This is a genomic window from Pseudomonas sp. ES3-33, assembly GCF_000952175.1.
Lineage (GTDB): Bacteria > Pseudomonadota > Gammaproteobacteria > Pseudomonadales > Pseudomonadaceae > Aquipseudomonas > Aquipseudomonas gregormendelii.
The window spans coordinates 23436-37958 of sequence record NZ_JZRI01000032.1; the positions used below are offsets into that span (position 1 = coordinate 23436).

Here is a 14523-nt window from a genome sequence, read left to right on the forward strand (position 1 = left end):
CAATCAGCACCGTCTCACCACAAGAGAGAAAAAAATAATGACATCTGCTCTTAAGTCCTTCGTTCCGGGCACTTTGGCCCTGCTGCTCCTCCTGCCTACCGCGCTCCAGGCTAAAGAAGCCCAGACCCAGACCGAACAGAAACTGGCCAACGTGGTGATCCTCGCCACCGGCGGCACCATCGCCGGCGCAGGCGCCAGCGCAGCCAACAGTGCCACCTACCAGGCGGCGAAAGTCGGCATCGAGCAATTGATCGCCGGCGTTCCGGAACTGAGCCAGTTGGCGAATGTGCGTGGCGAACAAGTGATGCAAATCGCCTCGGAAAGCATCACTAACGACAACCTCCTGCAACTGGGCCGCCGCGTGGCGGAACTGGCCGACAGCAGCGACGTCGACGGCATCGTCATCACCCATGGCACCGACACCCTGGAAGAAACCGCTTACTTCCTCAACCTGGTGGAAAAAACCGACAAGCCGATTATCGTCGTCGGCTCCATGCGCCCGGGCACCGCGATGTCCGCTGATGGCATGCTCAACCTGTACAACGCTGTGGCTGTCGCCAGCAGCAAGGACGCACGAGGCAAAGGCGTGCTAGTGACCATGAACGACGAGATCCAGTCGGGTCGTGACGTCAGCAAAATGATCAACATCAAGACTGAAGCGTTCAAGAGCGCCTGGGGTCCGCTGGGCATGGTAGTCGAAGGCAAATCCTATTGGTTCCGCCTGCCGGCCAAGCGTCACACCATGGATTCGGAATTCGACATCAAGGACATCAAGAGCCTGCCCGCCGTTGAAATCGCCTATTCCTACGGCAATGTCAGCGACACCGCGTACAAGGCCCTGGCGCAATCTGGCGCCAAAGCCATCATCCACGCCGGTACCGGCAATGGCTCGGTGTCTTCGCGCGTGGTTCCAGCCCTGCAGGCGCTGCGCAAGGACGGCGTGCAAATCATCCGTTCTTCCCACGTCAATGCCGGCGGTTTCGTATTGCGTAACGCCGAACAACCGGATGACAAGAACGACTGGGTGGTGGCCCACGACCTGAACCCGCAGAAAGCCCGCATCCTTGCCATGGTTGCGCTGACCAAGACCAATGACAGCAAAGAACTGCAGCGGATGTTCTGGGAGTATTGATCCCTCCTCGCCCGACCGATTCCGGTCGGGCAGCCCTGACTTCTCCTGAAGGGGTCAGGGGCCTGATAAAAAACCTGCCCCCTTCCTACACCAAAAAGCGAAAACCGCTGTCAGAGGAATTTCTTGAATTTTAAGCAGTTGCGATAATTCCTACAGTTTAATACTGTATGCACGTACAGCTTAATAAGGATAATTCCGTGACCACCGCCTCCTCCGCTCCAGATTCCTACGCACGCATGGGCATGCGCGTTCAGAAAATCATCAATTCCCCCACCGCGCAGAAAGCCAAAGCCGCGCTGATCTTCCGCCTGCCCGACGAACCCGTGGACGAGTGGGAGCAGTTGCTCGAAGAAATCGACGAAAACGATAACGTCACCCTCGCCTACCGCGACGATGGCGGCGTGCAGATTTTTTGGGTTGTGCCGAAGGAAGACTGAGTCGATGAGTGTCCGTTGTTTAGCTTTACTGCTGCTGTTCTGCGCCATGGGCGCCCAGGCAGCCGCACCGCGAACCTTTTCCGAAGCCAAGAAAGTCGCCTGGAAACTCTACGCACCGCAATCGACCGAGTTCTATTGCGGCTGCAAGTACACGGGCAACAAGGTCAACCTGTCCGCCTGTGGTTACGTGCCGCGCAAGAATGCCAAGCGCGCCGCGCGCATCGAGTGGGAGCATATCGTGCCGGCCTGGCAGATTGGTCATCAGCGCCAGTGCTGGCAGGAAGGTGGGCGCAAGAACTGCACCCGATACGACGCGGTGTACCAGAAGGCGGAAGCCGACCTGCACAACCTGGTGCCGAGCATCGGCGAAGTGAACGGCGACCGCAGCAACTTCAGTTTCGGTTGGCTGCCGGTGCAATCTGGGCAATACGGCTCATGCCTGACCCAGGTCGACTTCAAGGCGAAGAAAGTCATGCCGCGCCCGTCTATTCGCGGAATGATCGCACGCACTTACTTCTACATGAGCAAACAGTACGGGTTGCGCCTGTCCAAGCAGGATCGGCAGCTCTACGAAGCCTGGAACAAGACCTACCCGGTACAGGCCTGGGAAAGCCAGCGCAACCAGACGGTGGCGTGTGTGATGGGACGCGGCAATGAGTTCGTCGGCCCGGTCGACCTCAAAGCCTGCGGCTGATTGAACACCGAACTTTGTAGGAGCGAGCTCGCTCGCGAAGAACGTCAACGATAACGCGTGAAGCCTGGAAAACGCGGTGCCCGTTGGTTCTTCGTCGGAACGCCGCCTGCGGCAAGCTCGCCCCTGCAAAGTGCATGGGAGTCTTACTGACTCAGCGGACGCTCGATCACCAGCAATTCGATATTCTGTTTTTTCGCCCGCACCAGCGCGGCCTGCACCTCGGCTTGCTTGGCCTTGGCCTCAGCCTCGGAACCATAGGGGCCCATCAGGATACGCGTCTTGCCGTTTTCCCTGACCACGCTGGAAACAAAACTGTGCTCGATCAACCAGCCGCTCAGGTCGCTGACGGCCTGGGTGATCTCGCCCCGAACTTCCAGATCCCACTGTGGCGCGGCAGCTGCGGCGGGCGTCGTGGCGACTGTCGGCTTCGGCGGTGGCACGTCGCCGCGCTTGCCTTGATCGCACCCTGCCAACGCCAGTATTGCCACTACCCAGACCCATTTGCGCACGAGTTGTCCCTCTAAATGCTTAAAGCAGGCATTTTAGCATTCATGAATAGTTCTTTAGGGCCGAAAAATCGAGATAAAACAACGAGAATGATGGGTGCGGCCTCTGTATAGTTACGCCTTGGGAATTAATGCTGCATCTGCGCGTCAGAAAGAGGCACCCAAATTGTGAGACTTCGCACTAATCTATACGTACCACCGACCTCTGCACTGTTCGAATCAGGTGCCCTACAAAGCAATCAAGGAGAAGACCATGCTGATACTCACCCGCAAAGTCGGTGAAAGCATAAACATTGGTGATGACATTACGATCACCATCCTCGGCGTCAGCGGCCAACAAGTCAGGATTGGTATCAATGCCCCAAAGGACGTCGCGGTTCATCGCGAAGAGATCTACCAGCGCATTCAGGCTGGCCTGACCGCACCGGACAAGCCACAGAACTGATCTTGCGACACCCAGTAGCCAGCCCGTTCGCCCCTGAGCTTCGGCTGGCTAGAATTCCAGTGCAACGCACCTGAACCAAAGCTGGCTAAGCAAAGGTCACCCCTCGCGCCATACCTGTGGCCGCCACCACCATCAGCAATACCAGCATCGCCTCCACATGACTGATCCGTGCGAACAGCTTTGCACGCCCAGCGTCTACCGCCCCTTCCCCGTGCAATTCGCCATTTGATCAGCGTGATCATCGGCGCCAGTTCCAATAGCAGGATCAGCACGAAGAGCGTCATCTTCAGGTGAAACAACGGCTGGTGGAAATAGTCGGTCTGTCAGTAGTCGTTCCTCGAGGCCAAGCGTGCTTACTCCCCGGCGGGTAACAATACCGAGGCGCTGTCCAACCAGCTTTCGAAGCAGGCGAAGGTATTACGGGCTGCCGTCACTGCGCGGTCACGTGCGGGTGCCTCAAGGGTTGCAGCACCCAGGTGGCCGATGAACTCCCGCCAACGGCGTCCGGTCGCGGCGCCATAGACTTCGAGGAATGCCGCCCCCGTGCTGGCGTCGAGACCCAGCCGGGTCGCGATCTCGCGGCGCAGGATCTGACCACCTAAGGTGGCACCTTCCAATACATACAGGACTCCCAGACAGTCTGCCCTGGATGTGATGGCGGGGAGCGCGGCGCACTGCGGCAGGTCGGCAATCGCGCTTTCAGTCAGCCCCAGCGCCAGTAAATCGAAGCACAGGGTCGGAGTTTTCAGTCTGTCCGCCAGACCGAATTCGCTGAGGATTTCGGCATGCTCCAGCAGGCGTCGCTCCAGGGGCTTATAAAAACCGCAGTAGGCCTGGATGATTCGCCGGTAGTGTGCAAGGTCCAGCGCCGGGGAAAAGAACGGCAGACGTTTCTCAAGGGCGATGTGCAGCGTCCCGGTCCCGGAGCGTAAATACTGGAGCAATGGGCACACGGCAGCACGACCAACAACTGAATTCATGGAGATAAGCCCTGGATTTGGGGCCTGATGCGGCCACAGGTAAAACGATTAACCTCCACTTAAGGGTACACGTCTGGAGTGCTTCGCGTAAAAGCCCCGTTTGGCAAAAATGGCACGCGCGCACCCAGGCGAACAAACGCGCAGGCGGCTGGTCGTAATCTTTACATGAGGACAGCCCGCCGCCACTGCTGGCCGGTTTTTTTTGCTAATGTATCGTGCACTTTTTAAAGCGAATGGATTTGGCGACCTAAAGCTCAGCCAGGTAAACGCCAACCGCTTTTAACGCCTTAAAGGGGGAACATTTTGACCACAACCGCAATCGCTGCCGAGCTCCAGGCCGCTATCGACAACTGCGCCCGCGAACCCATAAGGACCCCGGGCAGCATTCAGCCCCAAGGGTTTCTGCTGGTGATCGACGAAGCCAGCATGACGGTGGTGCAAGTCAGCGAGAACGCGACTGACTGGATCGAAATAGCCCCTTCGCAACTGCTGGGCATGCACCTGGATGACCTGGTAAAGAGCGGTTCGGCCTTCGTCGATCAGTTGAGCGACCTGGAAGAGGAACAGCTGCAAGCGTTTCATGTCGGCGACACCACGCTGCTCCAAGGTGACCGGGCCGGTCAGTTGTTCGCGATGATGCTGCATCGTAACGACGGCGTGCTGATTGCCGAGTTCGAGCCCGCCAGTGATGCCTCCAGCGCCCATGGCCGGCTGTACCCGCTGATTCGTTCGTTCATCAGCCAGATGCGTGAAGACGAAAGCGTCGATGAATTGTGCCTGCGCTCCGTCGGGTTCATCAAGCGCATCACCGGCTATGGCCGGGTGAACGCGTACCGGTTCGATAAGGAAGGCAATGGCGTGGTCAACGCCGAACTGGCTGACGAGGGTTACGACAGATACCTGGGGCTATGCTTTCCGGCGTCCGATATTCCGCAGCAAGCCCGCGAACTCTACTGTTCCAACCGCATTCGCATCATCGCTGACGTCAACTACGTACCCTCGCCGATCATCCCCCCGCATAATCGCGCCACCGGTCAGCCGCTGGACTTGAGCTTTGCCACGCTGCGCAGCGTTTCACCGGTGCACCTGCATTACATGCGCAACATGGGCACCGGTGCCTCTATGTCCATTTCCATTGTCAAGGATGGCCAACTGTGGGGGCTGATTTCCTGCCACAACCATGCGCCACGGGATGTGAGTTTCCAGACCCGAACCGCTTGTGAACTGCTGGGCCGGGTGTTGTCGCTGCAGGTCGAGACCAAGGGCGCCCACCTGCGCAGCCAGAAAATGCTCAGCCTGAGAAAGCAGATCGTGCAGATGCTCGGGGCCATGGCCGATCACGACAGCGTGCTCAACGGCCTGAAATCCTTGCCCGACGTGTTCCTGGGTTTCGTCGGCGCCAGCGGCGCGGCAGTAGTGTCCGATACCGAGTGCGACCTGTATGGCCTCACCCCAGCGCAAAACCAGGTACAGTCTCTCGCCACCTGGCTGAACAATCGCCAGGGCTCGGACGTATTTCAAAGCGACAATGTCGGCCGCGACATCCCGAACCTGCCTGGCCTCGCCAAATCCATTGGTGGTGTGCTGGCGGTATCGATTTCCGAAGTCCACTCCAACTACATCCTGTGGTTCAAGCCCGAGCAGACCCATGTGGTGCACTGGGCGGGCAAGCCGGAGAAAGTGGTGGATGTCAGCGGCTCACTCTCGCCGCGCCAGAGTTTTGCCAAGTGGCACGAGACAGTAGAGGGCTACTCCACGCCCTGGGACGAAACCGAGATCGAAGGCGTCGCCGAGTTGCGCCTCGCGGTGCTGGGCATCGTCCTGCGCAAGGCTGAAGAGCTGGCGCAGATGACCACCGAATTGAAACGTTCCAACAAAGAGCTCGAGGCGTTCTCCTACAGCGTCTCCCATGACCTGCGCGCCCCGCTTCGGCATATCGCCGGTTACGCCGAGCTGCTCACGGACATGGAACAGGACAACCTGACCGAGCGCGGCCAACGCTTCCTCGGCACCATTGGGGAGTCGGCAAAATTTGCCGGGACACTGGTCGACAACCTGCTGAGTTTCTCGCAGATGGGCCGCTCGGCCATGCGCCTTTCCGAAGTCAATCTCGCCGCGATGATCGAGTCGATCAAGCGGGAAATGGAGCCGGAATACCAAGGCCGGACGATTAAATGGGAGACCGGCGAGCTGCCTATCATCGTCGCCGACCCCGCGTTCCTGCACCTGGCCATGCGTAACCTGGTCGCCAATGCCATCAAGTACACCCGCAACGAAGAAGTCGCCATGATTGAAATCACGGCGACTGAGACCGCCGACACCGTGACTGTAAGCATCAGGGATAATGGAGTGGGCTTCGACATGCAGTACGCCGGCAAACTGTTCGGCGTATTCCAGCGCTTGCACCGCATGGATGAGTTCGAGGGAACCGGTATCGGCCTGGCAAACGTCAGGCGGATCGTTGAGCGCCACGGCGGAACCGTCAAGGCCGAGGGTGTCCTCGACCAGGGCGCCACGTTCTCGATGACCCTTCCAAAAAAACACCTGAGCCCAGTCGCTCGATGACACAGAGAAACCGCCATGCTTAAACCGATCCTGCTAGTAGAAGACGATCCCAACGACCTCGAGCTGACACTGGTCGCACTTGAGCGCAGCCAGCTAGCCAACGACGTAGTCGTCGTCAGGGATGGCGCCGAGGCGCTGGACTACCTGTTCCGCCGCAACGCCCACTCCGAACGTGCCGACGGCAACCCGGCGGTGCTGCTGCTGGACCTGAAATTGCCGAAAGTCGATGGCCTGCAAGTGTTGGAGGCGATTCGCTCGGCTGAAGAGCTGCGCAGCATCCCGGTGGTCATGCTGACTTCCTCCCGGGAAGAGCCGGACCTGTCGCGCGCCTACCAGTTGGGCGTCAACGCCTATGTGGTCAAGCCCGTGGAATTCAAGGAGTTCGTGGGCGCCATTTCCGACCTGGGTATTTTCTGGGCGGTGCTGAACGAACCGCCACCGGGCTCTGTCAGAACCGTGCGCCGCTCTAATTCCTGATCATTCGATGAACATGCACAGCTGAACTACATGCCACTGAACAAGCTGAAAATCCTCCTCATCGAAGACAGTCCTCACGACGCCGAGTTGACTGTATTGACCCTGGAGGCAAGTGGTATCGAGGTCGATTCGACCCTGGTTCACAACCATAAAGGGGCGAAACAGGCCCTCGACCACGGCAGCTACGATGTAGTGTTGTGCGACTACCTGCTGCCGGGGTCTTCCGGCGCAGATGTGCTGCAGATCGCACAGCAAATCGCCCCACAGACCCCATTCATCTTTCTCTCCGGCATGTTCGGTGAACACCAGGCCGTGGAGATGATTCGCCTGGGGGCGGTGGATTACGTCCTCAAGCAAAACCTCAAGATGCTGCCCAAGGCCGTGCGCCGTGCCGTTTCGGAAGTGCGCGAGCGCAAGCAGCGGCTGGTGGCGGAAGCCGCCTTGCAGGAGGTCGAGGCCCGTGCGCGGCTGGCGATTGAGGCGGCAGAGATGGGCGTGTGGGAGCTTGAACCCAGCACCGGCCGGTTGCTCTGGGACGAGCGCTGCAAAGCGCTGTACGAGCTGCCGCCGACTGCGTCGATTGACCTGGCTTATCTGCTGAACCGCTGCCACCCCGACGACCGCTTGCTGGTTGAAGGCAAAGTCCTGGAAGCCATGACCGCCCAGGCGGATTATCAGGTCGAGTACCGGGTCATCCTGCAGGGCGGCCGCCAGCGCTGGATTTTTTCCAATGGCCGCTCGGTGTTCGAGAACGGTCAATGCGTGCGATTCACCGGGGTCATGCAAGACATCAGCGAACGCAAACGCGCGACCGAAGAGCTGGTGGAGCTCAATGAGGCACTCGGGCAGCGGGTCGAGCAGCGCACTCGCGAACGCGACCGCACCTGGGAACTGTCCCGGGAGCTGCTGGCCGTGTTGCGCCTGGACATGACCCCCATTGCGTTCAACCCGGCCTGGAAAGCCGCGCTGGGCTGGTCCCATGAACAGATCAGCCAGATGCGCTTGTGGGAACTGATTCACCCCGAGGACCTCGAGGCGACCGTACGCGAAACTGAAAGCATCGCGCGCGGTAACGTCTCCACCCGTTTCGTCAATCGCATGCGCCATTTGTGCGGCGACTATCGCTGGCTGTCCTGGACCATCGTGCCGGAAAACGGACTGATGTATGCAGCCGTGCGCGACATCACCGAAGAGCGCGCTGTCGTCGACGAACTGGCCGCGGCCAACCAGCGGCTGCGCGACCAGATCCAGGAACGCGAGCGGGTTGAGGCCGCACTGCAACAGATGCAGCGCCTGGAGGTCGTCGGGCAACTCACCGCTGGCGTTGCGCACGATTTCAACAACTTACTGACGGTGATCCTGACCAGCACCGCTTTTGCCATCCGCGACGTCGAGAAAGGCACGCTGGACAAGACCACCCGCCGCCTGCAAAACGTCATCGAGGCCGGCGAGCGTGGCGCCCGGCTGACCGCACAACTGCTCTCGTTCTCGCGCCGGCAACGCCTGGAACCGGTGGTTCTGAGCCTCAACGACACCATTCGCGGCATGGGCAGCCTGTTGGCGCGGGCACTGGGCGGCAGCATCTGGATCAAGAGCGAATTGTGCCCCGAGCTGTGGCACGCCATGGGCGACCCAACCCAGACGGAAATGATCATCCTCAACCTCGCCATCAATGCCCGGGATGCCATGGCAATGGGAGGCACGCTGTGCTTTTCGACCTTTAACGCCGAAATCACCGAGCCTGCGGTTCGCCCTGAAAACCCTGAGCCAGGCCGCTACGCAGTCCTGTCCATCCAGGACTCGGGCAGCGGTATGAGCGATGACACCTTGCTCAAGGCCTTCGAACCGTTCTTTACCACCAAGGAAGTCGGCAAGGGCTCGGGCCTTGGCCTGGCGCAGGTGTTCGGTTTTGCCAAGCAGTCCGGCGGCGGCGTGAGAATCGAGACACAACTGGGTGTGGGCACCAAAGTCATGGTGTACCTGCCCAGCGTGGAAAAAACCGCTGCAGCTGCGGTAGAAGCTCAGCCGGACGTGGCGCATCAAGCCGTGGTGGAGGGGCGCACCGTACTGCTGGTCGACGATGACCCCGCAGTCCGCGCGGTCACCGTGCAGATGCTCGAATCACTGGGCTACAGCGTTGAAGAGGCGAAGGACGGGATACAGGCCCTGGAAAAGCTCGGACCTGGGATTGACGTGGTAGTAACCGACTTCGCGATGCCTGGCATGACTGGCGGCGAGCTGGCGCAACTGATCAGGGAACGCACCCCCGAAGTGCCCGTACTGTTCGTCACCGGCTACGCGGACGTGGACGTACTGGGGCTGGAAGCTTCAGCCGTGGTGCAGAAGCCATTCAGTGGGCGGGAGCTGCGGGACAAGCTGCACCAGGCGTTGAGCAAGGCCCGAATCGACTGAGGCGTGTCGCCCTTTCGTCGCCCACGCCTCTGAGGATACCGAAATGGTCTGCTCGGACAGCCTCAATGTGCAGAAGTTCAACTAGCCTGAGTCTACGTCCCGCCAAGAGGAGTGGTAACGATGATCCTGCGCATGGTGGTTTCAGATTGGGTTTGCCTCGTATTCGCGGGCGCCTGCGGTTTGGCATTGATTTCCATGGTGTTCTGGTGGGATCAATGGCTGGCCCTGATTCTCAATTAACCGAGACTTCCACCCCATACCCTCGGCCCCCACCCAGGTCGCCATCGACGTCGCCTGTACCGGCACCAGAACATCTATCCCACGCGGGTGATAAATAGATTTGTGGCCTTAGGGGTATGCCGGGTCTGTCTTAAGATAAATCTGGCTCTGGGCAGGCCTGGTCGAAACAATCTTTAAGCCGACGAACCGCCGAGAGCTGTTTTTCCTTCTCGTCAGCGCTCAGTGACCGTTCGCAATATTCCCGACTGAGAAAAATAATGACGTCATTACCGTCAGGGTTGTCGGAATAACCAGGGTGATTTGATATCTCTGCCAGCAACGCTTCCGAGACTGGAGCGACATGAAAATGGACGTTGAAACCAGGCGAGAACCCTAGCTTATAGAACACTACTTTGTAGGGTGCGTAGGCCCTTGTCAGCAGAAGCTCTACCGCTTTCATTACCGGACCTAAAGACGCCAGGGCTTCATGACTCAGACCGCCGAGCCCTGATGCCGTCTCTTCTGATGAAATAATCAAATAGCCGTCGTAACGGGCATCTCTTCGATGAGTCACCGTCCAGTGGGTATTATTGAAAACTCTCAGCTCGTCCATATAGCTCCCACCCTCTCGTCAGGTGCAGTCGGGTTGACTAGTCGCCCCCCATCTTTTCAGCTAATTGCCCGCGGTCGGTTTAAGGCCGTCTGCGCTACCATCGGCAACCCACTGTCTGAAGGTGGGCGCCGAACTGGTGTTCTGAGGCGGGACTTTTACAAAAGTTTTGCAAATCCCAGGCAACAAAAAAAGGCCCACCTTTCGGTGAGCCTTTCTAGACCGCCCAGCAGAGCGGATTTTGTTTGGTAGGCGCGATTGGACTCGAACCAACGACCCCCACCATGTCAAGGTGGTGCTCTAACCAACTGAGCTACGTGCCTGCTGTGAGGCGGCATTCTACGGAATTCCGGAGGGGTGTCAACACCTTTTTTCGCGCTAACCCTATGAATATGCAAAATATTTAATTTTGCTGCTGCGAGGAAGATTTTCCGGTGGCTGGCGAGGGTTTTTCAACTCGGGTAGGATCGGGGGACTCGTAAAATATATTAAACAGAGGCAGCAGGATGGCGAACACTCCTTATCCAGAGTCCTATTACGCCGCATCGGCCAATGCGGCTCCGCCGCGCCCGGCTTTGCAGGAGGAAGTAGAGACTGATGTCTGTGTGATCGGCGCCGGGTATACCGGCTTGTCCTCTGCCCTGTTCCTGCTGGAGAACGGTTTTAAGGTCACGGTGCTGGAGGCGGCCAAGGTTGGTTTTGGTGCTTCCGGGCGCAACGGTGGGCAGATCGTTAACAGTTACAGCCGCGATATCGATGTGATCGAACGCACCGTCGGGCCCAAGCAGGCTCAACTGCTGGGGCAGATGGCGTTCGAGGGCGGACGGATCATTCGCGAGCGGGTGGCCAAATATAATATCCAGTGCGACCTGAAGGACGGCGGCGTGTTCGCCGCCATCACGGCCAAGCAGATGGGCCATCTGGAGGCGCAGAAGCGTTTGTGGGAGCGCTTTGGGCATACGCAGCTGGAGCTCATGGATCAGGCGCGTATTCGCCAGGTGGTGGCTTGCGATCAGTATGTCGGTGGCATGCTTGATATGAGTGGCGGACATATTCATCCGCTTAACCTGGCCTTGGGTGAAGCCGCTGCGGTGGAGTCTCTGGGCGGGACTATTTATGAGCAATCGCCGGCGGTGCGGATCGAGCGCGGCGCCAGCCCGGTGGTGCACACGCCGCAGGGCAAGGTCAGGGCCAAGTTCATTATCGTCGCCGGCAATGCCTATCTGGGCAACCTGGTGCCGGAACTGGCGGCCAAGTCGATGCCCTGCGGGACTCAGGTGATTACCACTGCCCCATTGGGCGATGCGTTGGCCAGCAGTTTGCTGCCGCAGGACTACTGCGTGGAGGACTGTAATTACCTGCTCGACTACTACCGCCTGACCGCCGACAAGCGCCTGGTTTTCGGCGGTGGCGTGGTGTACGGGGCGCGGGATCCGGCGAACATCGAGGCGATCATTCGGCCGAAGATGCTCAAGGCGTTTCCGCAGCTCAAGGATGTGAAGATCGATTACGCCTGGACCGGGAATTTCCTGCTGACCTTGTCGCGATTGCCACAGGTGGGGCGACTTGGGGACAACATTTACTACTCCCAGGGCTGCAGCGGCCATGGGGTGACGTATACGCATCTGGCGGGCAAGGTGCTGGCCGAGGCGTTGCGCGGCCAGGCTGAGCGTTTTGATGCGTTTGCCGACCTGCCCCATTATCCGTTTCCGGGTGGGCAGCTGTTGCGCACGCCATTTGCGGCGCTGGGGGCCTGGTATTACGGGTTGCGGGACAAATTCGGGTACTGACTGACGCGAGCAAGCCGGCTCCCACTGGTGTTGTCCCACAGGGCGTTTAGAGTTGATCCCGGGCGATGCCGCTGCGGATTCGCAGGATGTCGGCGAGCACCGCCAAGGCGATTTCTGCGGGTGTTTTGCTGCCTAGGTTGAGGCCGATGGGCGCGTGAATTCGTGCCAGTTCGGCTTCCCCCAGCCCGCCAATGCGACGCAAGCGTTCGAAGCGTTTTTGAGAGGTTTGCACCGAGCCCATAACGCCAATGTAGAACGCGTCGGTACGCACCGCTTCCATCATCGCCAGGTCATCAATGCGCGGGTCGTGGGTTAATGCAACCACCGCCGTATCGCTATGGCAGCCGCCGTCAGCGATGAAGACCGAAGGCAGCTGCCGGCGGATCTCGACGTTGTTAAGCACCACACCTTCAAGCACTTCATCCCGGGGGTCGCAGAGGATCACTTCGAACCCAAGCCCCACCGCAAACTCCGCACAGGCCTGGGCGACACTGGAGTAACCCGCCAGCAACAAGCGCTGGGCAGCGCCGATGCGCACACGAACCCGATCGACTTCGCGCTCGATACGCGCGCCCTGCTCCCGGTCCACGAACACGTCACGGGCGCCGCTGGCCAGATCGATTTCGCGGATCAGGCGACGCTGGCCCAACAAGGCCGATTCCAGCTCCCGCAGATGCGCCTGAACCTCGCAAGCCGGCTCAAGCTTCTCCACCAGCACGTCAAGAATCCCGCCACACGGCAGGCTGATGCGCGAGCGGGGGTCATCTCCTTCGCCGTACCGAACCACGCACACGGCTTGCTCGAATGCGCCTTCGGCGACGCGCTCGAGAAAGTCTTCCTCGACGCACCCACCCGACAGCGAACCTATCCACTGCCCCCCGCCGTTCACCGCCAGCAGCGAGCCCGGCGCGCGAGGCGCCGAGCCGTAGGTGGCGAGCACCGTGCACAGCCAGACCTGCTGGCCGGCGTTTGACCATTGCAGCGCGCGCCGTACCACTTGCAGATCCAGATGCTGCATATCAATGCACCTTGTGTTCGGTTGGAGGGGCGTCCGCTTGTAGCTTCTGCACGTCGCCGATTGTCAGTTCACCCGACTGACCACCCCACCCTTGACGCAGGTAATTGAGCAGGTCGGTCAGCTGGCCAGGGCTGAGTTTGTCGGCAAAGCCCGGCATCGGTTGCATGCGTTCGAAGCCGACAAATTGCTGCTCGCCGATGCCGTCCTCGATCACCCGTAGCAGGTTGCGCGCATCATCCAGGCGCAGCGTGGTGTTGCCACGCATGGCCACTGCGATGTGCGGCTTGCCCTCGCCCTCTACCGCATGACAACCGGCGCAGACGTTGAGGTATTCCTGGCGACCGCGCCGGGCGCTGGCACTCAACTGCTCCAGGGGCACTTCGCTCAGCACTTTCGCCGCTGGCGGTTGATCGCCAAGCAGGTAGGTGGCCATCGCTGCCAGATCCGGATCAGTGAGGCCCTGGGTGCTGTTGTGGAACACCGGGAACATCTCGTTGAACATGGTGCCCTGGGCGCTCATGCCGTGCTTGAGGAACGAACTCAGGTCCTGGTGATTCCAGCCACGGTTTGCCAGGTCTTCGGCCAGCAGGCTGGGCGCCAGGTAGCCATTGAGGACGCCACCGGTCATGCGCTTGTCCTGCTGCATCGCACCGGGCAAACCGCGCGGGGTGTGGCATTCGCCGCAGTGGCCGAGCACGTCGACCATATACTGGCCGCGCTTGAACGCCTCGCTCTTGCCCGCGGTGGGCGACAGCTTGACGTCTTTACCGTACAGCATGTTCCAGCCCGTCAGGCCCAGACGTACGTTGAACGGAAAACTCAGGCTGGTCACCGGCGCCGCGCGCTCGATCGGCTCGACGGTTTTCAGGTAAGCGTGAATCGCGTCGGAGTCGGCCCGGGGCATCAGGTGATAGGAGGTGTACGGCATCGCCGGGTACAGGTTAGCCCCGTCGCGACGCTTGCCTTCTGTGAGCGCAGCGAAGAATTCCTCATCGCTGTATTGACCGATGCCGTGCTCCTTGCTCGGGGTAATGTTGGTGCCATAGATGGTGCCAAACGGCGAAACGATCGGCAGGCCTCCCGCATAGGGAGCGCCACCCGGGGCGGTATGGCAGGCCATGCAGTCGGCCGCGCGGGCGAGGTATTCGCCGCGCTTGACCTGATCGTCGGCGTGCGCCATCAAGACCGGCGCAGCCAGGCCGACCGCCAATGCCAGGCGGGAAAATAGATGCTTCATG

At 59.9% G+C, this 14523-nt stretch carries 13 protein-coding genes, 1 tRNA gene and 1 pseudogene; 8 read left to right on the top strand and 7 right to left on the bottom strand.

The features are described 5' to 3' along the window. Positions 1 to 37: 37 nt before the first annotated feature. From UB23_RS03380 to UB23_RS03390, 3 genes are all read left to right on the top strand, one after another. Positions 38 to 1132: an asparaginase gene (locus UB23_RS03380; RefSeq protein ID WP_045057920.1), complete on the top strand. Its 1095-nt coding sequence runs from the start codon at positions 38 to 40 to the stop codon at positions 1130 to 1132. Positions 1133 to 1299: 167 nt separating this feature from the next. Continuing rightward, on the top strand, positions 1300 to 1569 hold the full coding sequence (locus UB23_RS03385; protein ID WP_045057921.1) for a DUF1654 domain-containing protein: 270 nt from the start codon (positions 1300 to 1302) through the stop codon (positions 1567 to 1569). A 4-nt stretch (positions 1570 to 1573) separates the two neighbouring features. Beyond that, positions 1574 to 2263, top strand: a complete 690-nt coding sequence (locus tag UB23_RS03390) for an endonuclease (RefSeq protein ID WP_045057922.1) — start codon at positions 1574 to 1576, stop codon at positions 2261 to 2263. 143 nt (positions 2264 to 2406) lie between these two features. Here the strand turns inward: UB23_RS03390 and UB23_RS03395 are convergent, their stop codons facing one another. Then, complete coding sequence (locus tag UB23_RS03395) at positions 2407 to 2772, bottom strand: hypothetical protein (protein WP_045057923.1); 366 nt, start codon at positions 2770 to 2772, stop codon at positions 2407 to 2409. A gap of 250 nt (positions 2773 to 3022) precedes the next feature. Between UB23_RS03395 and csrA the strand changes: the two genes are divergently transcribed. Beyond that, positions 3023 to 3214 carry a carbon storage regulator CsrA gene (gene csrA, locus UB23_RS03400; RefSeq protein WP_045057924.1) on the top strand — a complete coding sequence of 64 codons (192 nt, stop codon included), beginning with the start codon at positions 3023 to 3025 and terminating at the stop codon, positions 3212 to 3214. 85 nt (positions 3215 to 3299) lie between these two features. Here the strand turns inward: csrA and UB23_RS28230 are convergent. Beyond that, positions 3300 to 3534: pseudogene (locus UB23_RS28230) on the bottom strand (DUF2214 family protein); the annotation flags it as partial. A gap of 33 nt (positions 3535 to 3567) precedes the next feature. Then, positions 3568 to 4194, bottom strand: a complete 627-nt coding sequence (locus tag UB23_RS03405) for a biliverdin-producing heme oxygenase (protein WP_045057925.1) — start codon at positions 4192 to 4194, stop codon at positions 3568 to 3570. 303 nt (positions 4195 to 4497) lie between these two features. Here UB23_RS03405 and UB23_RS03410 point away from each other — a divergent pair, with 303 nt between their 5' ends. From UB23_RS03410 to UB23_RS03420, 3 genes are read left to right on the top strand one after another with little or no spacing between them, the layout of a single operon-like run. Further along, a complete protein-coding gene (locus UB23_RS03410; protein WP_152644234.1) occupies positions 4498 to 6759 on the top strand; it encodes an ATP-binding protein in 2262 nt (753 codons plus the stop codon). Positions 6760 to 6774: 15 nt separating this feature from the next. Beyond that, positions 6775 to 7236, top strand: a complete 462-nt coding sequence (locus UB23_RS03415; protein WP_045057926.1) for a response regulator — start codon at positions 6775 to 6777, stop codon at positions 7234 to 7236. A gap of 30 nt (positions 7237 to 7266) precedes the next feature. Continuing rightward, a complete protein-coding gene (locus UB23_RS03420; protein WP_045057927.1) occupies positions 7267 to 9648 on the top strand; it encodes a hybrid sensor histidine kinase/response regulator in 2382 nt (793 codons plus the stop codon). Between the two features lie 370 nt (positions 9649 to 10018). Here UB23_RS03420 and UB23_RS03425 read toward each other — a convergent pair whose 3' ends face one another. Both UB23_RS03425 and UB23_RS03430 read right to left on the bottom strand, forming a co-directional pair. Beyond that, complete coding sequence (locus UB23_RS03425; protein ID WP_045057928.1) at positions 10019 to 10480, bottom strand: hypothetical protein; 462 nt, start codon at positions 10478 to 10480, stop codon at positions 10019 to 10021. Positions 10481 to 10723: 243 nt separating this feature from the next. After that, a tRNA-Val gene (locus UB23_RS03430) sits at positions 10724 to 10800 on the bottom strand. 183 nt (positions 10801 to 10983) lie between these two features. Between UB23_RS03430 and UB23_RS03435 the strand changes: the two genes are divergently transcribed. After that, the gene (locus UB23_RS03435; RefSeq protein WP_045057929.1) at positions 10984 to 12267 is read left to right on the top strand and encodes an NAD(P)/FAD-dependent oxidoreductase; all 1284 of its coding nucleotides are present in this window, start codon (positions 10984 to 10986) and stop codon (positions 12265 to 12267) included. Between the two features lie 46 nt (positions 12268 to 12313). On the opposite strand, the gene UB23_RS03440 is transcribed toward UB23_RS03435, so the two are convergent. Next, positions 12314 to 13285, bottom strand: a complete 972-nt coding sequence (locus UB23_RS03440; RefSeq protein ID WP_045057930.1) for an XdhC family protein — start codon at positions 13283 to 13285, stop codon at positions 12314 to 12316. Between the two features lies 1 nt (position 13286). Next, a complete protein-coding gene (locus UB23_RS03445) occupies positions 13287 to 14522 on the bottom strand; it encodes a c-type cytochrome (protein ID WP_045057931.1) in 1236 nt (411 codons plus the stop codon). Position 14523: the final 1 nt, after the last annotated feature.

What these genes read in the sequence shown, in the direction of transcription:
- UB23_RS03380 (WP_045057920.1), top strand. Translation starts at nt 38, where the DNA reads ATGACATCTGCTCTTAAGTCCTTCGTTCCGGGCACTTTGGCCCTGCTG.
- UB23_RS03385 (WP_045057921.1), top strand. Translation starts at nt 1,300, where the DNA reads ATGCACGTACAGCTTAATAAGGATAATTCCGTGACCACCGCCTCCTCC.
- UB23_RS03390 (WP_045057922.1), top strand. Translation starts at nt 1,574, where the DNA reads ATGAGTGTCCGTTGTTTAGCTTTACTGCTGCTGTTCTGCGCCATGGGC.
- csrA (WP_045057924.1), top strand. Translation starts at nt 3,023, where the DNA reads ATGCTGATACTCACCCGCAAAGTCGGTGAAAGCATAAACATTGGTGAT.
- UB23_RS03405 (WP_045057925.1), bottom strand. Translation starts at nt 4,194, where the DNA reads ATGAATTCAGTTGTTGGTCGTGCTGCCGTGTGCCCATTGCTCCAGTAT.
- UB23_RS03415 (WP_045057926.1), top strand. Translation starts at nt 6,775, where the DNA reads ATGCTTAAACCGATCCTGCTAGTAGAAGACGATCCCAACGACCTCGAG.
- UB23_RS03420 (WP_045057927.1), top strand. Translation starts at nt 7,267, where the DNA reads ATGCCACTGAACAAGCTGAAAATCCTCCTCATCGAAGACAGTCCTCAC.
- UB23_RS03425 (WP_045057928.1), bottom strand. Translation starts at nt 10,480, where the DNA reads ATGGACGAGCTGAGAGTTTTCAATAATACCCACTGGACGGTGACTCAT.
- UB23_RS03435 (WP_045057929.1), top strand. Translation starts at nt 10,984, where the DNA reads ATGGCGAACACTCCTTATCCAGAGTCCTATTACGCCGCATCGGCCAAT.
- UB23_RS03440 (WP_045057930.1), bottom strand. Translation starts at nt 13,285, where the DNA reads ATGCAGCATCTGGATCTGCAAGTGGTACGGCGCGCGCTGCAATGGTCA.
- UB23_RS03445 (WP_045057931.1), bottom strand. Translation starts at nt 14,522, where the DNA reads ATGAAGCATCTATTTTCCCGCCTGGCATTGGCGGTCGGCCTGGCTGCG.